Annotated in this window: 15 protein-coding genes; 7 read left to right on the plus strand and 8 right to left on the minus strand. The window is 73.9% G+C overall.

Going from position 1 to position 21,073, the window contains the following annotated elements; genetic code table 11:
• Positions 1-7: 7 nt before the first annotated feature.
• Entirely contained in the window at positions 8-2,101 is a 2,094-nt protein-coding gene (locus ACEXOX_RS10195) for an NPCBM/NEW2 domain-containing protein (RefSeq protein WP_406520048.1), read from the plus strand.
• Between the two features lie 157 nt (positions 2,102-2,258).
• On the opposite strand, the gene ACEXOX_RS10200 is transcribed toward ACEXOX_RS10195, so the two are convergent.
• Together ACEXOX_RS10200 and ACEXOX_RS10205 are read right to left on the minus strand one after the other, a co-directional pair.
• Positions 2,259-4,373: a protein kinase domain-containing protein gene (locus ACEXOX_RS10200; protein ID WP_406520049.1), complete on the minus strand. Its 2,115-nt coding sequence runs from the start codon at positions 4,371-4,373 to the stop codon at positions 2,259-2,261.
• Between the two features lie 89 nt (positions 4,374-4,462).
• Entirely contained in the window at positions 4,463-5,419 is a 957-nt protein-coding gene (locus tag ACEXOX_RS10205; RefSeq protein WP_406520050.1) for an ROK family protein, read from the minus strand.
• Between the two features lie 346 nt (positions 5,420-5,765).
• Here ACEXOX_RS10205 and ACEXOX_RS10210 point away from each other — a divergent pair, with 346 nt between their 5' ends.
• Positions 5,766-6,809, plus strand: a complete 1,044-nt coding sequence (locus ACEXOX_RS10210; RefSeq protein ID WP_406520051.1) for a LacI family DNA-binding transcriptional regulator — start codon at positions 5,766-5,768, stop codon at positions 6,807-6,809.
• Positions 6,810-6,885: 76 nt separating this feature from the next.
• On the opposite strand, the gene ACEXOX_RS10215 is transcribed toward ACEXOX_RS10210, so the two are convergent.
• Complete coding sequence (locus ACEXOX_RS10215; protein WP_406520053.1) at positions 6,886-7,272, minus strand: hypothetical protein; 387 nt, start codon at positions 7,270-7,272, stop codon at positions 6,886-6,888.
• 11 nt (positions 7,273-7,283) lie between these two features.
• Positions 7,284-8,024 (minus strand): TolB family protein, encoded by a 741-nt coding sequence (locus ACEXOX_RS10220; RefSeq protein WP_406520054.1) that lies wholly within the window; start codon positions 8,022-8,024, stop codon positions 7,284-7,286.
• 692 nt (positions 8,025-8,716) lie between these two features.
• On the opposite strand from ACEXOX_RS10220, the gene ACEXOX_RS10225 reads away from it, so the two are divergent.
• Together ACEXOX_RS10225 and ACEXOX_RS10230 are read left to right on the plus strand one after the other, a co-directional pair.
• Positions 8,717-9,583 (plus strand): ALF repeat-containing protein, encoded by an 867-nt coding sequence (locus ACEXOX_RS10225; protein WP_406520055.1) that lies wholly within the window; start codon positions 8,717-8,719, stop codon positions 9,581-9,583.
• 42 nt (positions 9,584-9,625) lie between these two features.
• Positions 9,626-9,979 carry a hypothetical protein gene (locus tag ACEXOX_RS10230; RefSeq protein WP_406520056.1) on the plus strand — a complete coding sequence of 118 codons (354 nt, stop codon included), beginning with the start codon at positions 9,626-9,628 and terminating at the stop codon, positions 9,977-9,979.
• 80 nt (positions 9,980-10,059) lie between these two features.
• Here the strand turns inward: ACEXOX_RS10230 and helR are convergent, their stop codons facing one another.
• Entirely contained in the window at positions 10,060-12,237 is a 2,178-nt protein-coding gene (gene helR, locus ACEXOX_RS10235; protein ID WP_406520057.1) for an RNA polymerase recycling motor ATPase HelR, read from the minus strand.
• A 319-nt stretch (positions 12,238-12,556) separates the two neighbouring features.
• Positions 12,557-13,840, minus strand: a complete 1,284-nt coding sequence (locus ACEXOX_RS10240; RefSeq protein WP_406520058.1) for a DUF6986 family protein — start codon at positions 13,838-13,840, stop codon at positions 12,557-12,559.
• A 320-nt stretch (positions 13,841-14,160) separates the two neighbouring features.
• Here ACEXOX_RS10240 and ACEXOX_RS10245 point away from each other — a divergent pair, with 320 nt between their 5' ends.
• The 3 genes from ACEXOX_RS10245 (at position 14,161) to ACEXOX_RS10255 (ending at position 18,708) form a co-directional block, all read left to right on the plus strand.
• The gene (locus ACEXOX_RS10245) at positions 14,161-17,463 is read left to right on the plus strand and encodes a helix-turn-helix domain-containing protein (RefSeq protein WP_406520059.1); all 3,303 of its coding nucleotides are present in this window, start codon (positions 14,161-14,163) and stop codon (positions 17,461-17,463) included.
• Positions 17,394-18,050: a WD40 repeat domain-containing protein gene (locus ACEXOX_RS10250; RefSeq protein WP_406520060.1), complete on the plus strand. Its 657-nt coding sequence runs from the start codon at positions 17,394-17,396 to the stop codon at positions 18,048-18,050. Before ACEXOX_RS10245 ends, ACEXOX_RS10250 begins: the two co-directional genes overlap by 70 nt.
• Before the next feature lie 142 nt (positions 18,051-18,192).
• Positions 18,193-18,708, plus strand: coding sequence for a DinB family protein (locus ACEXOX_RS10255; protein WP_406520061.1), 516 nt, complete (start codon positions 18,193-18,195; stop codon positions 18,706-18,708).
• Positions 18,709-18,742: 34 nt separating this feature from the next.
• On the opposite strand, the gene ACEXOX_RS10260 is transcribed toward ACEXOX_RS10255, so the two are convergent.
• Positions 18,743-19,750: a PP2C family protein-serine/threonine phosphatase gene (locus tag ACEXOX_RS10260; RefSeq protein ID WP_406520062.1), complete on the minus strand. Its 1,008-nt coding sequence runs from the start codon at positions 19,748-19,750 to the stop codon at positions 18,743-18,745.
• Complete coding sequence (locus ACEXOX_RS10265; protein WP_406520063.1) at positions 19,722-20,975, minus strand: FUSC family protein; 1,254 nt, start codon at positions 20,973-20,975, stop codon at positions 19,722-19,724. The genes ACEXOX_RS10260 and ACEXOX_RS10265 overlap by 29 nt, the downstream gene beginning before the upstream one ends.
• Positions 20,976-21,073 lie beyond the last annotated feature (98 nt).

Consider the following 21,073-nt stretch of genomic DNA (forward strand, 5'->3'; position numbering starts at 1 on the left):
GCGAATCATGCGCCCGCACACCCCTCTCACCACCCGCCGCGCCCGGCGAAGAGTCGTCGCGGTGCTGTCCGCGGCGTTCCTGTGCTCGACCGGGGTGACGGCCCTGCCCGCCGCGGCCCGCACGGCCGACGCCGACGGCCCACCCGGTTCCCCGTCCACCGCGGCCACCACGGCCGTCCCCGCCGAAGCAGCCGCGTCCGCCGCCCCGCGACTGCCCGACGGCCTGGCCAGGACGCCTCCCATGGGCTTCAACAACTGGAACTCCACCCACTGCGGAGCCGACTTCAACGAGGCGATGATCAAAGGAATCGCCGACATCTTCGTCGCGAAGGGGCTCAAGGCCGCCGGTTACGAGTACGTGAACCTGGACGACTGCTGGGCCAAGAAGGAGCGGGACGCGAACGGAAAACTGGTCCCGGACACCACCCGCTTCCCCAACGGCATCAAGGCCCTGGCCGACTACGTCCACTCCAAGGGCCTGAAGCTCGGCATCTACACCAGCGCCGGCACCACGACGTGTGCCCAGGCGATGCCCGGCGCGCTGGGCCATGAGTACTCCGACGCCCAGCAGTTCGCCGACTGGGGAGTGGACTACCTGAAATACGACAACTGCAACAACCAGGGGGTGGACGCGAAGAAGCGCTACATCACCATGCGCGACGCCCTGAAGGCGACGGGCCGCCCCATCGTCTACAGCATTTGCGAGTGGGGCGAGAACAAGCCGTGGGAGTGGGCGGCGGACGTCGGGCACCTGTGGCGCACCACCGGTGACATCAGTGACGTGTGGGACAGCATGGTTTCGATCTTCAAGGCGAACGCGCCGCTGGCGCCGTACGCCGGCCCCGGTCACTGGAACGACCCGGACATGCTGGAGGTCGGCAACGGCGGCATGACGGACGCCGAGTACCGCAGCCACTTCTCGCTGTGGTCGATGATGGCCGCGCCGCTGCTGATCGGCGCCGATCTGCGCAAGGCCTCCCAGGCGACGTTCGACATCCTCGACAACCGCGAGGTGATCGCGCTCGACCAGGACCCGCTGGGCAAGCAGGCCCAGGTGCTGAAGTCCGAGGGCGGCCGCTGGGTCCTGAGCAAGCCGCTGGCCAACGGCGACCGGGCGGTGGCCCTGTTCAACGAGACCGACCGCCCGCAGCACATCACCACCACGGCCAAGGAGGCGGGTCTGCCGCAGGCCAGCGGTTACCGGCTGCGCGACCTGTGGAAGGACGAGAACACCCACACCGCGGGTGAGATCGCCGGGACCGTACCGGCGCACGGCACACTGCTGTACCGCGTCGCCGCCGACCGCCACTGGGCGCAGTACCCGCCGGCCCTCGACACCGCGGCGGACGGCGTCGCGCCGATCGAGGTCGGCAAGGAGGTCCGGACCGCCACCCTCACCCGCAACCTGGGCCGCACCCCCGCGCTGGACGTCAAGGTCGACCTCAAGGGCCCGCAGGGCTGGCGCGTCGAGCCGGTCACGTCCACCGGCACCCAGGTCCTGCCCCCGGGCAAGGAACTGGCCACCGCCTGGAAGATCTCGCCGCTCACGGGGACCAAGCCCGGCCCGTACGAGCTGACGCTGACCACCGACTACCGCTCCACGCGCGGGCAACACGTGACCCTGACGCTGCCGTTCGCGGTCACCGCCGTCCAGGCGCCGCCCGCCGGCACCTCCTACGCCAGCGACCTGACCTGGCTCTCCGCCACCAACGGCTACGGGCCGGTGGAGAAGGACATGAGCGTGGGCGGGCAGCGGCCCGGTGACGGGACACCGATCACCATCGGCGGCGTGCCGTACGCCAAGGGACTGGGCACCCACGCGCCCAGCGAGATCACGTACTACACGGGCGGCAAGTGCTCGACGTTCAGCGCGCAGGTCGGCGTGGACGACGAGACCGGTGACCAGGGGACGGTCACCTTCGAGGTGTGGGCCGACGGTCAGAAGGTCGCCGAGAGCGGCAAGCTGACCGGCACCGACCCGGCGAAGGCGATCAGCGCGGCGGTCACCGGGGCGGGCACCGTACGGCTGGTCGTGCAGGACGCCGGTGACGGCTTCTTCTACGACCACGGCGACTGGGCCGACGCCAAGTTCACCTGCTGACGGGCGCGTTCACCTGGTGGTGCACCGCGCACCGGCCGGGCGGGCCGTACGGCCCGCCCGGCTCACGGCGCCGTCCGGGTCCGACCGGCCTCGGCGTCCGGGGCCGGGCCGGTACTCGGCGTCATGTACCGGCCCGGCCCCTTCCGTACGGCCCGGATCAGCAGGTCGGCAGGCCGGGTACCGGCGCGTCGTTCCGGCCGCCCTTGAGGTAGACGGCGCTGACGTACACGCCGCTGTTGCCGCTGTCGTCGTCCGTCTTCGCCCACCAGGTGTTGGTCCACCGGCCGTACGTCTCCCGGCGGCCCAGGTTCGCCTGGCAGTAGAAGTAGTTGGTGCCCGCGTTCAACTTGCCGACCTGCTGGAAGGAGCCGGTGTACGAGGCGGCGGCGCGCCACACCTGGCAGTTGACCTTGCCGCCGCCGATCGGCGCGCACGAGCTGGGCTCCGGCACGCCACCGGTCCCACCGGCGGCGCCGCCGCCGCCCACAGCGGCCGCCTCTCCCCCGGACGCGGAACCGCCACTGCCGCCCGGCCCGCCGTCGCCCCCGCCTCCCGTACCGCCGGCCGCCACTCCCCCGTCGCCGCCCTTCCCGTTGCCGGGGCCGCCGCCGGGCTTCGGCTGCCCGGACGCGGCACCCTTCGACGGCTCGCCGGAGGTGGCGGGCCCCGCGCTCCGCCCGCCCTCGTCCTTCCCGGTCGCCCGGTCACCCGGCTCGGCGCCCCCGGTCTCCTTCGGGGTGCCCGACGCGCCCGCCCGCGCGGCCGGTTCCTGTTCCTGCGAAGGGGCGCCGGGCCGCCGCTCCGCGACCGTACCGCCGGAGTCCCGGGCCATCAGCCCGTACGTCACTCCGCCGCCCGCCACCAGGACGGCGGCCACGGCGGCGGCGAGCATGCAGGCACGGCGCCCCCGCCCGGACGGAGGGGCGGCGGCGCCGGTGGCCGCCACGGTGCTCGTCTCCCGCTCCCCCGGGTTTCCGGCGGGGACCGGGCCGGTGGGTGCTCGGCCGCTGACCGGGCCAGTGGGCGACTGGCCACTGACCGGCCCGGTCGGCGACTGGCCACTGACCGGCCCCGTCGGTGCCTGACCGCCGGGCGGCGACGGCAACGCCGCCGCCGGGATGTCCGCCGCGGTCGGCGTCCACGGCGTACCCGGGCCTGTACCTGTACCTGTACCTGTACCTGTACCTGTACCCGGCGTTGTACCCGTACCTGTACCCGGGCCTGTACCCGGCTCCGTACCCGCACCCGTATCTGTCCCCGTGTGCGTACCCGATCCCGCTCCCACCCCCGGCGCCCTCCCCAACCGCACCGTGTCGCGCCCGTCGGCAACCGCCGTCAGCAGGGCCCGTGCCTCGGCCGCGCTCGGCCGAGCGGCCGGGTCCTTGGCCATCAGCGCGTGCAGTACGGGCGTCAGCGGCCCGGCCCGGCGCGGCTCGGGCAGCGGTTCGGAGACGATCGCCGTCAGGGTCGACCAGACCGACGTACGGCGGAAGGGCGCGCCGCTGCCCTCCACGGCCGCGTACAGCGTCATGCCCAGCGACCAGATGTCCGAGGCGGGCGAGGGCGGCTGCCCCTGGGCGCGCTCGGGCGGCAGGTAGTCGAGCGAGCCGACGAGTTCGCCGCTGCGGGTGAGGTGGGTGGTCGCCCCGTCGTCGGGCGCCTCGATGCTCGCGATGCCGAAGTCGGTGAGCACCACGCGGCCCACCCCGGCGTCCGGGCGGCCCGCGCGCTGCTCCCAGCGCTCCAGCAGTACGTTGCCGGGCTTGACGTCCCGGTGCAGCACGCCGACCTGGTGGGCGGCGTCCAGCGCGTCCATCACCTTGGCGCCGACGGCGGCGATCTCGCGCGGGTCCAGGGCGCCGCCCCGGTCGAGCGCGTCGTCCAGGGACGGGCCGTCGACCAGTTCCATGACGATGACCGGGCGCCCGTCCTCGTCGATCACGTCGTGCACGGTGACCACGCCGGAGTGCCGGATGCGGGCCGCGGCCCGTGCCTCACGCTGCATCCGGGTCCGCAGGTCGGCCAGCTCCGGCGCGGACGCGTCGGTGTAGGCGCGCAGCACCTTCACGGCGACTTCGCGGCCCAGCACCTCGTCCACCGCCCGGCAGACGACGCCCATGCCGCCGCGCCCGATCTGCCCGGTGACCCGGTACCGCCCGCCGAGCAGCCGCCCGGTCAACTCCCCGGCGGCCCCGCCCCCTTCACGGGCGCTGCCGCCGCTCTCTCCGCCACCCTCGTCGCCGCCGCGTCCCTCGTCCCCCGGCCCGTTCACGCCATTCACGCCACTCGCCCCGTTCGCCCCACTCGTCCCCTGTCATGGTCGGCACCAGCCTAGAGGGCCGTGGGGCGCCGCACTCCCTCTCAGGCGGTCGGGGCGAAGGCATCGAGACGGGACTGTTGTGCGGCGGCGGCCGCGGCGCCCACCACGCCGGCGTCCGTGCCCGTCTGGGCCGGTACGACCGTGACGCCACGGACGAAGGAGAGCGTGGCGTAGTCGCGCAGGGCGCGGCGCAAGGGGACGAAGAGGAGGTCCCCGGCGCCCGCGACGCCGCCGCCGACGACCACGATCTCGATCTCGACGAGCGCGGCGGTGGCCGCGACGCCGGCGGCCAGGGCCTGGGCGGCCCGCTCGAACGAGTGACGGGCCACCGGGTCACCCGCCCGGGCCGCGGCGGCCACGGCGGCCGCGGTGGTGGCGCCGTCGGGGCCCGGCCGCCAGCCGCGTTCGAGGGCACGGCGGGCGATGTTCGGGCCGCTGGCGATGCGTTCGACGCAGCCGCGGGCGCCGCACGGGCAGGGGTCGCCGTCGAGGTCGACGCTGATGTGGCCGATGTGACCGGCGTTCCCGGTGGGGCCCGGGTGCAGCCGGCCGTTCAGGACCAGGCCCCCGCCGACCCCGGTGGAGACCACCATGCACAGGGCGTTCGCGTACCCGCGGGCGGCGCCCTGCCAGTGTTCGGCGGCGGTCATGGCCACGCCGTCGCCCACCAGGACGACGGGGCGCGCACCGACCAGGTCCTGCACTTCGGCGACGACCGGGAAGTCCCGCCAGCCAGGGATGTTGACCGGGCTGACCGTGCCACGCCGGGCGTCCACCGGCCCCGCGCTGCCGATGCCGACGGCGGCCACCCTGGCCCACTCGGGGTGTGCGGTCAGCTCGCCCACCACCTCGGCCAGGGCGCGCAGGACGGTCGCGCCGTCCCGGTCGGCGGTCGTGGGCCGGGTGGTACGGACGAGCAGCCTGCCGTGCTCGTCCACCAGCGCGCCGGCGATCTTGGTGCCGCCGATGTCCAGCGCTGCGCTCAGGTCCGTCTGCATCGGTGTCGAATCTCCTGGTGGGGCGCCTGGGCCGGGGTGCGTGGACCCGGCAGGGGAACGCCAGTCTCGTGCTGATTGACAACGTTGTCCAGAGGTTATGCTCGACGCCGTGCCGCACGTCGTCGTGCGGTGCCGCCGGACGGTCCCGCCCGGTCGGCCGCACGCACCGGCCCTCCGGACACCGTCACCGCCATCATCGGCGTACCGGAGGGGGAACCGCCACACCCGTCCCGCCCGTCTCTCCAGCAACAGCCGGAACGAGCAGCGGAGCCGTGGCCCCCTCGGGGCCGCCCCACCGCCGCTCCCGCCGCCACCACCCACCGCCGACAGAATCAGGACCGCGCACGTGACCGACACCGCCCGGGGCACCTCCCGCCGCTACGGCAGCCGGCCCACGATGAAGGACGTCGCGGCCCGGGCCGGCGTCGGCCTGAAGACGGTCTCCCGGGTGGTCAACGGCGAGCCCGGCGTCACCCCCGAGACCGAGCGCCGCGTCCAGGACGCCATCACCGCCCTCGGCTTCCGCCGCAACGACTCCGCGCGCATCCTGCGCAAGGGCCGCACCGCCAGCATCGGCCTGGTCCTGGAGGACCTCGCCGACCCGTTCTACGGGCCGCTCAGCCGCGCCGTCGAGGAGGTCGCCAGGGACCACGGCGCGCTGCTGATCAACGGGTCCAGCGCCGAGGACCCGGCGCGCGAGCAGGAGCTGGTGCTGGCGCTGTGCGCGCGCCGGGTGGACGGTCTGGTGATCATCCCGGCCGCCGACGACCACCGCTATCTGGAGCCGGAGATCGCGGCGGGGGTGGCCACCGTCTTCGTGGACCGCCCGGCGGGCCGGATCGAGGCGGACACGGTGCTCTCCGACAGCTTCGGCGGCGCCCGCGCCGCGGTCGCGCACCTGATCGCGCACGGCCACCGCCGGATCGGCTTCATAGGCGACCAGCCGCGCATCCACACCGCCGGGGAGCGGCTGCGCGGCTACCGTACGGCGATGGCCGAGGCCGGGCTGGCCGTCGACGAGTCGTGGGTCTCCCTCGGGTCGACCGCGCCCGACCGGGTACGGTTCGCGGCCACCGCCATGCTGGACGGGCCGCGCCCGGTCACCGCGCTGTTCGCGGGCAACAACCGGGTCACGGTCACCGCGGTGCGGGTGCTCGCCGAACGCCCGCGCCCGGTCGCCCTGGTGGGCTTCGACGACTTCGAGCTGGCCGATCTGGTGTCCCCCGCGATCACGGTCGTGGCGCAGGACGCCGCGCGCCTGGGCCGTACCGCCGCCACGATGCTCTTCCGCCGCCTGGAAGGCGCCGGAATCCCGCCGCAGCGCGAGGAGATCCCCACCCGCCTCGTCCCGCGCGGCTCGGGCGAACTGCCCCCGCCCGCCGACGGCTGAGCGCCACGCCCCGGCCGGAACACCCCGTACCACGGCACGCCCTGCCACGCCGCCCCCTGTTGCAGCACACCCGCTACTACGCGCCGGCCCCGAACCTCCGCACGAACACGTCGTACGTCCCATTGGTGTCCCCCGGCACCAGATCCGGCGCGACCGAGCCGAAGACCACGCTCCGGCCGTCCCGGCTCAGCGCGTGCGGGCCGGAGTGGTTCAGCCAGCCGGCCGCGACCAGGTGCTGCTCGCCGGTGCGCAGGTCGTGCAGGGTGAGCTTGCCGTCGTAGTTCTCCAGCACGCGCCGCCCGTCGCCGCTGACCGCGGCGGGGAAGCCGCGCTCCCGTCCCAGCTGTCGCGTGCGCCCGTCCCGCAGGTCACGCACATAGCCGTACGAACCGGGCGGCTCCGACCGGACCGGCGCCCGGCGGACGCGCGCGCTGAACGTCACGGCGCGCCCGTTGTCACTCAACTCCCCCAGCCTCAGGGCCCGGTCGGCCATCGGTGTGCCGTCCGGGTCCACGTCGGCCTGGCGCGCGGCACCGGTCCGGCGGTCCCGGACGAAGAGGTCCTGCCCGGTGCCCTCCGCCTCGTCGAGCACGTACGCGACCCATCGCCCCGTACCGCTGAGCGAGACCCCCGGACGACACCGTAAGTCGCGTTCTCCCCCGGCGCCCTGGGGGTGACCAACTCCATCCGCCCGGTGACCGTGTCCTGGACGTAATCGAGCACCGGGCCTCCCGGAGCCGGACCGATGGCCCGGAAGGCGACCGAACGGCCGTCCGCGCTCAGCGACGTGACCTCACCGGTCCCTCCGGCGGCCGGTGAACCGGGCGGCGGGGTCAGGTGAGCGGTCCGGCCGGTCCGGCGGTCGTGGAGGTGGGCGGACCGATTCCCCACGGTCCCGGTGGAGTACGCGACGAAGCGCCCGTCGGCACTGATGCGCGGGGTGTTGTCGATGCCCGCCCCGTCGTCACGACGGGCGCCCGGTATCCGCTCGACGCGCCCGGTCCGCAGATCCTTGACCGCCGGCACGTGGGTGTGGTCGCCCCCGCCGCCCAGCAGTGGCGCACCGGTCCAGAAGACGACATACCGGCCACCCGCACTGATCGAGGCGATGTGCGACGGCCCGTCCAACTCGCCGCCGTCCGCCGCCGTACTCACCCGGGCGACGGTGGATTCCGCCTCGCCACCATCCGCCAGCGCCACCTGCCCCGGCAGCAACACCCCACCCGCACAAGCCACCGCGACAACCGCTCTCAGCCCCGTACGTACCCGCTTCACCATGTCTCCCCCTGGCCTCCACCACCCCGCCCGTGCGGGATACGCGCATACAAGCGCGCCCGGCGGTACCACGGCAATCAGCCGATCTCCGTACAACGCCCGGCCCGCGCGAAGCGTCCGCGACGACGGGCCGCGGCGGCCGCAGTTGGCGAAGTAGCCAGCTGCGGCGCGGCCCGTCGGCCCGCCTCCCGCCGCCACCGGAACACCCTGCCGACGAGGGTGCTGATCAGTGGTTTTGAAGTACGGGACAGCGTCCGCAGCCCCTCCGGAACCGCGCTGGACGGCAGCTCACCCCCGTGCGCCGAAGTCGAGCACATGTAGCCTTTGTGGCCTCATCTCGGCAGAGTTCACATGAAGCTCGCACAGCACGTGAAGCACTCCTGTCGCGCACTCGCCGACCGCCGGACACGCGGCCGTTCTCGCTCTCCTCACCAGCGCTACGGCCAGGCTGCCCGGAAGGGGAGAGCCGTGTACCCGGCGTACCCGAACTGATGGGACATCAAGAAAGGGTTGTCCGGGTGAAGCGGAGACCGTTACCGATCAGCACCGCACGGCATTTCACCGGCAGACCCCGCCCCGGGAAGGACACGTTCCGGCGTGGCACCTGCGCCACGCTCCTGTTCGCCTCTCTGGTGGCAGGGCTCCTGGGAGCCGGACCAGCCATCGCGGCCGAATCCGCCGATCCCGGCGACGCGGCACGCACACGCAGCCTGGTCCTCAACTACTGGACAGTCGGCGGTGCCGGCGTCAAGGCGGCGGCCGAGCAGGCGCTGACCGGCTCGGACGAGGACGTCGACAGGTTCTTCGCCGAGAAGGGCAGCCTGGCGTACGACGACAACCACGTCGTGGCCAGCCGGATGATCGGCGCCGGGGGCCCAGCGGTCCGTGAGGCGGCCAAGACCGCCCTCAAGGCCGGCAAGCGGGACAACCCCGAGCCGCTGAGTACCTTCCTGCAAGACGGTTGGCAGGCGCCGCTGCGGCAGGACAACGAGGTCGAGGTCTCGGCGCTGATCAACTCCGGCGGTCCGGCCGTCAAGGCCGCCGGGAAGGCCGCCCTGCGGGGCACGGCGGAGGACATCGCCGAGTTCCTGGAGATCGGGCAGTTCACCGCGCGCGGCCGTCAAGGCCAAGCAGGCCGCCGACGCCGCCCGCGGAGCTGCCGCGGCAGCCCAGCACGCCATCAGCGCGGCCAACGCCGCCAACCGCGCGGCGCGTATCGCCGCCATGGCCGTGGCAGGCCGGACCCCGGTTCTGGTGCACAATGCCTAACCGTGCGATCCGCCGCTGATTCTGCCGCACACCGGTTCGCTCGACAAAGCCTCGCTGGATCACTGGCGCAAGCAGAAGACCGAGGACATCGTCGCCTCCTTGTACCCGCAGGCGAGACGACCGTTGACTGTGAAGCCGGACGGAACAATCTTGGACGGAAACACCAGAGTCACGGTCCTCAAGTCGCGAGGATACGACGCCGACTCATTGCCGCGAGAATCCTACGGTAAACGCCAGCCGACGACGGACGAAGAGTACTGGGCCATGGAGCAATGAACATCAGAAGACGAATCCTGGAGATCCTGAACTCGGACTCCCGGGAGATTTTCCTGCTGGCTTTGGGGCACCGCATGGGGATCTTCACGCGTGACGCCCTCCTCCAGGACGCCGCTCAGGGGACTCAGTACGCCAAAGCCTGCAACGAGATGAACATCGCCATCTGGTCTCAGGTATGGGCGACAAGAGATGAAAAGGTGGCCGGTTATCCGGATGCCGAGTTCCTCCCGATACTCCTCGAAAAGGCCGACCGGGGCGACGCACGATCCTTTCTCCGCTACGCCATCGACAGCTCTCTGTTGATGCTGGAGGCCGATGGCGCGATCGAGCCGGAAGCAACAAGTCCGTAGCGCTGGGAAAGAAAGAGACCTGAGGTGACGGGGCCCTGTCGGAGATGATTCCGACAGGGCCCCTGGCCATTCTGGGGAAGTCAAACGGCCGAACTCCGCAGAATGACCAGCCGCTGCGTCGCCCGGGACATCGCCACGTACCGGTCCACCGCTCCCTGGACGCCCTCGCCGAACTTCTCCGGGTCGACGAGGACCACCAGGTCGAACTCCAGCCCCTTCGCCAGCTCCGGGGTCAGCGACCGGACGCGGGGTGTGGCCGGGAAGGAGGGGTCGCCGATGACGCAGGCGATGCCGTCGTCGTGGGTGGTGAGCCAGGCGTCGAGGATCGCGTCGCGGTCCGTGACGGGGGCGTGGGTGACGGGGATGCCGGTGCCGCGGATGGAGGTGGGGACGTTGGCGTCGGGGAGGGCGGCCCGGATGACGGGTTCCGCCTCCGTCATCACCTCTTCCGGTGTGCGGTAGTTGATGTTCAGGGAGGCCACGTCGATCCGGTCCAGTCCGATCCGCGCGAGCCGTTCCTGCCAGGACTCGGTGAATCCGTGCCGGGCCTGGGCGCGGTCGCCGACGATGGTGAAGCTCCGGGACGGGCAGCGGAGCAGCAGCATCTGCCATTCCGCGTCGGTCAGTTCCTGGGCCTCGTCGACGACGACGTGCGCGAACGGGCCGGCGAGCAGGTCCGGTTCGGCGGTGGGCAGAGCGGTCTCGTCGACCAGGCTGACCTGGGCGTCCTCGCCGCGCAACATCACCACCAGCCCTTCGCCGTCGTCACCGTCGGCGCCGGAGGCGGCCGCGGCCCCGATCAGGTTGTCGACGACCTGCGCCATGGTCTCGCGCTGGGCGGCCAGGGCGGCGGCGTGCCGGCGTGCGCGCAACGACGCTTCCGGGTCGCCGAGCCGCTGCCGTGCCGCGTCCAGGAGCGGCAGGTCGGAGACCGTCCAGGCCTGGGCGTCCGCGCGTTGCAGGGTACGGATGTCGTCGCGGCCGAGCCAGGGAGCGCACAGCCGAAGGTAGGCGGGGACCGTCCACAGGTCCGAGACGAGGTCGGTGGCTTCGAGCAGGGGCCAGGCGCGGTAGAGGGCCCTCAGCAGCTCTTTGTCGTGCTGGAGCGCCGCACGGAGCTGGTCGGGCGGGGCCTCGCCGCCGTGCTTGTCCGTCAGGATCGTGAGCAGTTCCTCCCATATCTGCTCGCGTGCCTCGTTGTGCGGGGTGCCTGGTTCCGGTGCCTCGAACGCCTCGGCCCAGTCGTCGGCGGTCAGCCGTACGTCGGCCCACGGAGTCGAGACCGTCATGCCCTCGGCGGGCGGCTCCTCGTAGAACCTGACGGCCGTCTCGATCGCCTGCACCATGCGCGCGGACGCCTTCAGCGCTGCCGCCTGCGGGTCGGTCTCGACTGTCGCCGCGGCGCCTTCGGCTACGAGGTCGCGCAGGGTGCAGGTCTGTACGCCCTCCTCCCCGAGGCTGGGGAGGACGTCGGCGACGTACGACAGGTAGGGCTGGTGGGGGCCGACGAACAGCACGCCGCCGCGGCGGTGCCCTAGGCGGGGGTCGGAGTAGAGGAGGTAGGCGGAGCGATGCAGGGCGACGACGGTCTTGCCGGTGCCCGGGCCGCCGTCGACGACGAGGGCGCCGCGGGAGCCCGCCCGGATGATGGCGTCCTGGTCGGCCTGGATGGTGCCGAGCACGTCGCGCATCCGGGCCGAACGGTTGCTGCCCAGGCTGGCGACGAAGGCGGAGTGGTCGTCGAGCGCGGCGTGCCCTTCGAGCCCGTCGGCGGTGAAGACCTCGTCCCAGTAGTCGCTGATCCGGCCGCGGGTCCAGCGGTACCGGCGGCGGCTCGTCAGGCCCATCGGGTCGGCGTGGGTGGCTCCGAAGAACGGTTCGGCCGCCGGGGAGCGCCAGTCGACCAGCAGCCGGCGGCCCGCGCTGTCGGTGAGGCCGAGCCGTCCGACGTACACGGGTTCGCGGCCGTCCTCGCCGACCATGCGGCCGAGGCACAGGTCGAGGCCGAAGCGGCGCAGGGTGCGCAGGCGCGCGGTCAGCCGGTGAACCTCGGCGTCGCGGTCCATCGCCTGCCGGCCGGTGCCGCCAGGGGCCTTGAGTTCGGCGTCGAGGCGGGCGGACAGTTCGCCGATGGTCGCTTCCAGGCTCTCCGCTATGGCCGCGAAGTGCCGCTCGTCGGCCGCCGTCAGCTGCGGGTCGGCCTTGGCGGCGAGGCGGGCGGGGAGGGCGAACACGCTGGTGGTGGTCAGGGAATTCATGGTGTCAGCTCCGATCCTGGGCCGCACCCGCGGAGGTCTGCCGGGCGGCGGACCGCACCTCGCGCACCCCGTACACCGGCAAGAACACACGCACTTCGCGTATCCCCCAGGTCCGCGGGTTCTGGCCTAGGCCAGGGATTCTGCGGTACGACCGGGGCCTTGCCGCAAGCCCCCTGTGCGCTATAAGTTAAGAGTGGCAAGGAGTGCGAGACTCCTTGCCTTTGTTGTTTTTGCCCGCGGATGGTCGGGGTCCGGACACACCTGAGCGGCGTACGACGGTTTCGTACGCCGCTGATGAGGCCCGGCCCCCGCGGAGCCGTCAGGCGTTCGGCGCCGGCCGGCCGGCGAGACCGTCGAGGTCGGCGCGGGTGAGCCCGGTCAGGCGGGCGACCTCGGCGATGTCGACGGCGCCGCAGTCCAGGCCGCGCAGCAGGTAGCCGCTGAGCGCCTTGGCGGTCGCGGGCTCGTCCATCACGTCGCCGCCCGCCTTGGCCACGTACACGGCGAGCCGGGCCGCGGCCTGCTCCAGACCCTCGCGGTAGAAGGTGTAGACGGCGGCGTAACGGGTGGGCAGGTGCGCGGGGTGCATGTCCCAGCCCTGGTAGTACGCGCGGGCCAGCGAGCGGCGCACCAGACCGTGGTGCAGCCGCCAGGCGTCGTGGACCTGGGTGGTCGCGCCCACCGGGAGGACGTTGGTCGAGCCGTCGGAGAGGCGGACGCCGGTGCCCGCGGCGGCGACCTGCATCACGGCCTTGGCGTGGTCGGCCACCGGGTGGTCCAGCGCCTGGTGGGCGGCGCTGACGCCGCAGGAGGCGCTGTAGTCGAAGGTGCCGTAGTGCAGGGAGGTGGCCCGGCCCTCGGCGGCCTCGATCAGGCGGGCGACGGTGGCGCGGCCGTCGGCTCCCAGGATGGACTGGGTGGTCTCGATCTGGATCTCGAACCCGAGCCGGCCGGACGGCAGGCCGTGGGTCTTCTCGAACGCCGCCAGCAGCCGCGCCATCGCGGTGACCTGTTCCGGGTAGCCGACCTTGGGCAGGGTCAGCACCAGGCCGTCCGGGAGGCCGCCGGCCGCCATCAGGCCGGTGAGGAAGATGTCCAGGGTGCGGATGCCGCGGTCGCGGACGGCGGCCTCCAGGCACTTCATGCGGATGCCCATGGAGGGCGCGGCGGTGCCGTCCTGGTAGGCGGCCGCGACGAGGGCGGCGGCACGGGCGGCGGCCGCGTCCTCCTCGGCGTCCGGGCGGGCGCCGTAGCCGTCCTCGAAGTCGATGCGCAGATCCTCGACGGGCTCGCGTTCCAGCTTGGCCCGCACCCGCTCGTACACGGGCTCGGCGAGGTCTCCGGGGATGCCGAGGACACCCGCGAACGCCTCCGCGTCCGGGGCGTGCTCGTCGAGCGCGGCGAGGGCGGCGGCACCCCAGTCGCGGACGGTGCCGGCGGTGAACACGTCGCCGGGGACGTAGACCGTGTGGACCGGCTGCCGGGTGCCGGGGTCGCCCGGGTAGCGCCGCGCGAGGTCCGCGTCGACCTCCGCGAGAGCGGCTCCGATCTCCTCGCGTACGGTGTCCGCGAGACTCGTCGCCACCGTCTCGTGCTGCCCCATCCGGCACCCTCCCTGTGCTCGCGCCCACCGCGTAGGCGTCTCTTCACTTTTCCGCTGTACGGAATCAACAATCCGTAGAGCGAAGCTATCCGGGCCGAGTTCGCAGGTCAACACCCTCCAGCGACGGGATCGGCTGAGCGCGCCATGGGGAGCGTTCTCCGTGGCGTGCGCCGTGCGCCCGCGCGCGACGCACCCCGTTTCACCCCTTTCAGTGCTTCTTCCGCCTTCCCCGGCCCGACCGGAACCCCCGTGCGTAACATCACCGGCGCGGTGCGGGCGGCCCGGGCGCCCGGCCGCCCGCACGAGGCGTGGGGGCCTGTATGCCGGAGGAGTTCGGGGACGCGCTGCGGCGGCTGCGGCGGGAGCGGGAGGTCTCCCTCCGGACCCTGGCGCAGCTGGTGCACTACAGCAAGGGTTATCTCAGCAAGATCGAGAACGGCGAGAAGCCGCCGACCGGCGACGTCGCCCGCCGCTGTGACACGGCGCTGGCCGCGGACGGCACGCTCACCCGGCTGCTGTCCGCCCGCACGCCCGGCGACCGCTGCCCGTACCCGGGACTGGCCGCCTACACCGCTGAGGACGCCCCCTGGTTCTTCGGCCGGGAACGCGCCACCGCCGCCCTGGTCGGCCGCCTCGCCGAACGCCTGGCGGCCGCGGGCCCGCTCGTCGTGGCAGCCCCTTCCGGCGCCGGGAAGTCCTCCCTGCTCAGGGCCGGTCTGCTGCCCGCCCTGCGCGCCGGCGCCCTGCCCGGCTCCCGGCACTGGGCGGTGCGCGTGCTGACGCCCGGCGCGCATCCGCTCACCGGGCTGGCCGGGGCGCTGGCCGGGCTGGGGGCCGAGGCCACCACGGTGTCCACCGCGACCGTCGCCGAAACCCTGGCCGACGCCCCCGAACAATGCCCCGCCGCCGTCCGCGCCGCCCTCGGCGCCTGCCCGCGCCTGGTCCTCGTCGTCGACCAGTTCGAGGAGGTCTTCACCGCCTGCGAGGACCCGCGTGAGCGGCGCGCGTTCATCGCGGCGCTCTGCGCGGCCGCGCGGGACGCCCCCTGCGCCGTGATCCTCTGCGTACGCGCCGACTTCTACGGCCAGTGCCTGGACCACCCGCCGCTCGCCCCGGCCCTGTCCGCCGGGATCTTCGCGCTGCGGCCCATGTCCGTACCGGAGGTGCGCGCGGCGATCGTGCGGCCCGCCCGGGAGGCCGCGCTGGAGCTGGAACCGGGCCTCGAAGAGCTGCTCCTGTCCGACCTGGGCATCCACGAGGACGACGGCCCGGTGGCCGGCGGCACGCTGCCCCTGCTGGCGCACGCCCTGCTCGGCACCTGGCAGCAGCGCACCGGCCGCACCCTCACCGTCGCCGGATACCGCCTGACCGGCGGCCTGCACGGCGCCGTCGCCACCACCGCCGAGCAGGTGCACGCCGCCCTGGACCCGGCCGAGCGGCGGGCGGCGCGACAGGTGCTGCTGCGGCTGGTGCAGGTCGGCGAGATCGCGGGCGAGACCCGTCGCCGGGTGCCGCGCGAGCGTCTGCTGGAGCACCTGCCGGACCCGGAGAAGATCGCCGCCGTGATCGACGTCTTCGTACGCGCCCGCCTGCTGACCCTGGACGCGGACACCGTGGAGATCACCCACGAGGCGCTGCTGCGGGCCTGGCCGAGGCTGCGCGGCTGGATCCGGGCCGACCGCGCCGGGCTCGTCGTCCACCAGCGGCTCTCGGAGGCGGCCGGGGCGTGGAAGCGGGAGGGGCGGGAGGCCGCGGGGCTGTACCGGGGCACCCGGCTGGCGGTGGCCCGCGAATGGGCCGGGCAGCGGGGTGAGGACGCCGGACTCAGCCCGCTGGAGGAGGAGTTCTTGCAAGCGTCGCAGGAACGCGAGGCGGCCGCGGCCCGGGCCGGACGCCGCCGGGTGCGCCGCCGCCGCAGGCTCGCGGGCACCCTGGCCGTACTGCTCGTCCTCGCCGTGTGCGCCGGGGTACTGGCGGTCCAGCAGTGGCGTACGGCGGAGACCGGCCGCCTCGACGCGTACGCCGGTGAACTGGCCGCCCGCTCGGGCCAGGTGGCCGCCGGGCAGCCCGAGGCGGCCATACTGCTCGCCGCCGAGGCGTACCGGCTGCGCCCGTCCCCCGCCTCCCGCAGCGCGCTGCTGAGCACCCAGGCGCGACCGTTCGCGGGCCGCCTGACGGGGCATCAGGGACCGGTCAACGCCGTCGCGTTCAGCCCGGACGGGGGCCTACTGGCGGGCGGGGCGTCGGACGGCACGGTACGGCTCTGGGATCCCCGTACCCGCCGCCCGCTGGGCACCGCGATCCGCGCGGGCGGGAAGCGGATCCGCGGTGTCGCCTTCAGCCCGGACGGCCGGCTGCTCGCGGCGGGCACCGCGGACGGCTCGGTACGGGTACGGGACACCGGCCGCCGGGCCCCGGTCACCACCGGGCCCGGCACGGGCGCGGGCGGGGAGGTGGCCTTCGCGCCGGCCGGTCCTGGCGTAGGGGGTGAGGCGGCCGGCACGGCCAGTACGACCGGTACGACCGGCACGACCGGCACGACCGGCACGGGCAGCGCACCCAGAACATCCGGCGCATCCGGCACACCCGCCACTTCCCGACCAGCCCGTACACAAGTCCTCGCCGCCACCGGCCCCAACGGCAGCGTGACCCTGTGGAACGCGCCCGACATGCGGCGGACGGCCCGCCTGCCCGGCCTCGGAGGCGGCGCGAGCGGCAAGGTGGCGTTCACCCCGGACGGGCGCCTGCTGGCCCGCGGCGACGCCAACGGCCGGGTCCGGGTGTGGCGGCTGCCGCGCTCCCTGACCGCTTCCGCGCCCGGCAGCGCCCTGTCCGGCGCCGACCGCCCCGCCTCCCCCACCGTCCTGGCCGACCGCGCCGGGCACGGCAGCGGAGTCGTCGCCGTGGCCTTCAGCCCGGACAGCGCGACACTCGCCGTCGGCGGCACGGACCGCACGGTGACGCTGTACGACACCCGCGACATGACCGTCACGGGGCGGCTCACCGGCCACAACGACGACATCAACGCGCTCGCGTTCAGCCCCGACGGCGACACCCTCGCGTCCGCCTCCGGCGACGGCTCCGCGCGCCTGTGGGAGGTCGCCACCCGCCGTACCGTCGCCGCCTTCACCGGGCACAGCGACTACGTGCTCACCGTCGCCTTCGCCCCGGACGGCCGCACCCTGGCCACCGGCAGCTTCGACCGCACCCTCGCCCTGTGGAACCCGTCCGGCGCGGCGCTGACCGCCCGGCCGGTGTCCGGCCGGTCCGCCGTCGCCTTCGCGCCCGACGGGCGGCGACTGGCCGCCGCGGGCACCGACGGCTCGGTCCAGCGATGGGACGTACGGTCCCGTACGCAGCTGGGGCCGCCGCTGGGCGGCCACCACGGCCCGGTGCGGGGACTGGCCTACAGCCGGGACGGCCGTACGTTCGCGACCGCCGGGGCCGACGGGACCGTACGGCTGTGGGACGCGGCGAGCGGCGCACTCGAACGCGTCCTGACCGGGGCGCGCGGGGCGGTGTTCGCGGTCGCGTTCTCCCCGGCGGGCGGCAGGTGGCGGGAGCCAGCGAGGACGGCACGGTACGGCTGTGGGACCTGGCGCGGGGCGGCTCGGCCGTCCTGACCCAGCACGACGACTTCGTCAACGGCGTGGCGTTCAGCCCGGACGGGCGGCTGCTGGCCAGCGCGAGCGACGACCGCACGGTACGGCTGTGGGACGCCGCCACGCGCCGCCCGGTCGCCGTCCTGCGCGGACACACGGGTGCGGTGTGGGCGGTGGCCTTCAGCGCGGACGGGCACGTGCTCGCCTCGGCGGGCAACGACCGCACGGTGCGCCTGTGGGACCTGCGGCGGCACCGCGCCACAGGAGTACTGCGCGGCCACACCGGGTCGGTGCGCGACATCGCGTTCGCGCCGCGCGGGCGGCAGTTGGCCACGGTCGGGTTCGACGGCACCGTACGCGTCTGGGACACCGCCGCCCGTACGCAGGCCGCCACGCTCACCGGCCACACCGACGTGGTGTGGTCGGTGGCCTACGCGCCGGACGGCAGGACCCTCGCCAGTACCGGCGCGGACGGCTCCGTACGCCTGTGGGACCTGGACGCGCGCCGGGTGGCCGGGCGCATCTGCCCGCTGGTCGGCAGGACCGGGCCCGCACGCTGGCGGGAGCTGCTGCCCGACGTACCGTACGACCCGCTCTGCGGCCGCTGACTTGACGAAGTTCCGGATCCGCGGCTGTCGCGGGAGCCTGGAGCCGCCACTGTCGCGAAGTCTCGGGAATGTCACGGTTTTCCGGGGCAGGCACGGTTTTAACGTGTGGCGCATTCGATCTTGCCGGGCGACACTCTCCCGCATGACATGGATCGCACCCGAGGTGGACCGCCGTACCGAGCCGTACGTGGCGGATGAACGCAGCATGCTCCAGGGCTGGCTGGACCGGCACCGTGACACCCTGCTGACCAAGTGCGCCGGGCTCACCCCGGAACAGCTCGTCCGGGCGAGCGCCGAGCCGTCGAACCTGACGCTGCTCGGTCTGGTCCGGCACATGGCGGAGGTGGAGCGCTCGTGGTTCCGGACCCGCGTCGCGGGCCAGAAGATCGGCGATCTCTACTTCACCGACGAGCAGCCGGACAGCGACTTCGAGAACCTCGACACCGCCGGTGCCGAGGAGGCGTTCGCGGTGCTGCGCGCCGAGTGCGCCGCCGCCGACCAGGCCGTGGCACACCGCGCCCTGGACGACACGTTCACCATGGCGGACGGCCGGGTCATCAGCCTCCGGTGGGTGTACATCCACATGATCGAGGAGTACGCGCGGCACAACGGACACGCGGATCTGCTGCGGGAGCGGATCGACGGGGTGACGGGGTGACGGGCGACTAGGCGGTACACGGCCGGCGGACCGGCTACGCGGCTACGCGCTCGACGACCAGCAGCGCGGCATCGTCCCGCAGGTCCCCGCCCGTGTGCCGGACCAGATCCGCGCCGAGCCCGTCCACCAGGTCGTCCAGCGGCGCGGCGGCCCGTTCGGCGACCCGCTCGGCGAACGGGTGGAAGCGCCCCGCCGCGTCCCGGGCCTCGGTGAACCCGTCGGTGAGCAGCACCAGCCGCTCCCCCGCCCGGAACCGCAGCGTCTGGACCGTGTGCCCGGCCCCCGCCAGATCGGCCATGCCGACCGGGGCGCCGGGCCGCTCCGGCGGGCAGGGGCGGACCCGGCCCTCGGCAACGAGCAGGGGCTCGGGGTGCCCGCAGTGGACCACCCGGGCCACCGGCCCCTCGGGGATCTCCACCAGCAGGGCGGTGGCGAACCGTTCAGGCGTCTCGGCACCCGGCAGCCGCGCGATGTGCTGCCGCGCGTCGCGCTCCAGCCGCCGGGCCACCTCCGTCAACTGCTCCTCCTCGTACGCCGCTTCGCGGAAGGAGCGCAGCAGCAGCGCCGACGCCTGCACCGCGAGCATCCCCTTGGCCCGCACGTCGCCGATGAGCAGGCGGGTGCCGTACGGGCTGCGTACCGCGTCGTAGAGGTCGCCGCCGCTGCGGGGCGCGGTCCGCGCCGGAAGGTACGTACCGCGCAGCCGCAGGTCCCCGATCCGCCCGGGCAGCGGCCGCAGCAGGACCCGCTGCGCGGTCGCTGCCGAGGTGTCGGCCCGGTCCAGCGCACGCTGTCGCCGCCGTCGAACCGCGCTGCATACGAGGGCCACCGGTGCGGCGGCCAGTACCGTGCACATCGCCGCTTCGGACACCGGTCCGGCCGCGAGCCGACGGGACTCCGGCGCACCGGTCGACACCGCCACGACGGCCAGCACGATCAGTACGAAGGCGAGGCCGGACAGCGCGCGCGGCAGCAGGGCGGTGAACCGGTGCCGCGCTCCCCCGGCAGGGCGCTCAGCGGCGTTCGGCGGCTGCTTGGACATGGGCTTCGTCCCTGGTGGTGATGGCGAGTTCAGTGGTGGTGTGGGCGGTACGACTGTGCGCCGGACGCGCCGTGCGGCGGCGGCCGCCCGCCACGTCGTACAGGGCCCGGTCGAGAAGCATCAGGAGTCGGTACTCGGCCATCCGGACGTCCAGGCTGTCGTGCCGGTCGCCGCAACGCTCGGCCAGTTCCCGCCACACCCGGCGGGTCGCGGGCAGCACCGGGTGCGGGCTGCCGCCCCGGCAGCCGCGGACGCACAGGGCGAGGCAGGTCAGCAGCCGGGCGCAGCCGGCCCGGAACTCCCGGTCCCACGCGTCCGGCCGTGCCGCCGCGCCCGGACCGGCCTCCGCAGCGGCCAGGTGTTCCGACGCGGCAGGGCGCTCCGCCGCGAGTGCGTCGAGCGCGCCGACGCAGGCCTCCGCGTCGTACGCCACACGCTCCAGGCTTTTCAGGACCTCGTGGTCCAGGTGCCAGACGGCGTTCCGGTTCCGCGCGCGAACGTTCCAGCGCAAGCTCTCGTGCGCCTGACCGAGGGCGCTGCGGGCCCTGGCAGCGGTGTCCGCGACGCGGGCGGGCCACTGTGCGTCGAGGACGTCGTCGGGATGCCGCGCTTCCCGTGCGGCGGTGGCCATGCCGTTCAGCACGCCGGCCAGTTCGTCCCGGAGGCGGTCGAGAGCGGACTCCGCGGCCCGCAGCCGCAGCGGCGGTGGGAGCAGGGCGTTGAAGAGCACCGCGACGGCGATGCCCACCCCGATCTCCAGCAGGTGCGGCAGGATCTGTCCGGCGTGGCCAGGACCGAGCAGGAGGACGAACACCGCGGTGATCGGTACGTGCAGCCCGTGTGCGCCGAGGCGTCCGTTCCCGGCGGCCAGCAGGGACAGCAGCAGGACGGCGCTCATGCTCAGCCACGTCGGTCCCACGAGGATCGCCGCGGGCAGGGCGATCAGGGCGCCGAGCGTGCACCCGGCCGCGTACTGGAGCCCCGCCGTGCACGAGCGGAAGACCGTCGGGTGGACGACCAGCAGCGCGGCGACGACCGCCGGGCCCGGCTGCGGTGTCTCCCACATGCTGCGGCACAGCTGCCAGGCCAGTGCCGCCGCCACGGCGGCCCGGACGGCGACCAGCCACCGGACCGCCCAGGGCCCGTCGCGGATCCGCGCCAGCCCCGACACCGCGTGCGCGGCGCCCGCCCGGCACCCGGGCGGCGCCGTTTTCTCCTCCCGCACGTGCACCCCTTCCGTCCGCGCTCCGGGATCGGCAGAACCAGCCGTCGACGGCGATTGCCACACCTTGTCTTGTCCGGTGCGTCTGCCGGTCATGCGGA

The organism is Streptomyces sp. Ac-502, assembly GCF_045222935.1.
Lineage (GTDB): Bacteria > Actinomycetota > Actinomycetes > Streptomycetales > Streptomycetaceae > Streptomyces > Streptomyces monomycini.

Bases quoted from the DNA above. Each gene is read 5' to 3' on its own strand.
- ACEXOX_RS10195 (WP_406520048.1), top strand. From the start codon at position 8: ATGCGCCCGCACACCCCTCTCACCACCCGCCGCGCCCGGCGAAGAGTC.
- ACEXOX_RS10205 (WP_406520050.1), bottom strand. From the start codon at position 5,419: ATGCAGACGGACCTGAGCGCAGCGCTGGACATCGGCGGCACCAAGATC.
- ACEXOX_RS10230 (WP_406520056.1), top strand. From the start codon at position 9,626: ATGAACATCAGAAGACGAATCCTGGAGATCCTGAACTCGGACTCCCGG.
- helR (WP_406520057.1), bottom strand. From the start codon at position 12,237: ATGAATTCCCTGACCACCACCAGCGTGTTCGCCCTCCCCGCCCGCCTC.
- ACEXOX_RS10240 (WP_406520058.1), bottom strand. From the start codon at position 13,840: ATGGGGCAGCACGAGACGGTGGCGACGAGTCTCGCGGACACCGTACGC.
- ACEXOX_RS10245 (WP_406520059.1), top strand. From the start codon at position 14,161: ATGCCGGAGGAGTTCGGGGACGCGCTGCGGCGGCTGCGGCGGGAGCGG.
- ACEXOX_RS10255 (WP_406520061.1), top strand. From the start codon at position 18,193: ATGACATGGATCGCACCCGAGGTGGACCGCCGTACCGAGCCGTACGTG.
- ACEXOX_RS10260 (WP_406520062.1), bottom strand. From the start codon at position 19,750: ATGTCCAAGCAGCCGCCGAACGCCGCTGAGCGCCCTGCCGGGGGAGCG.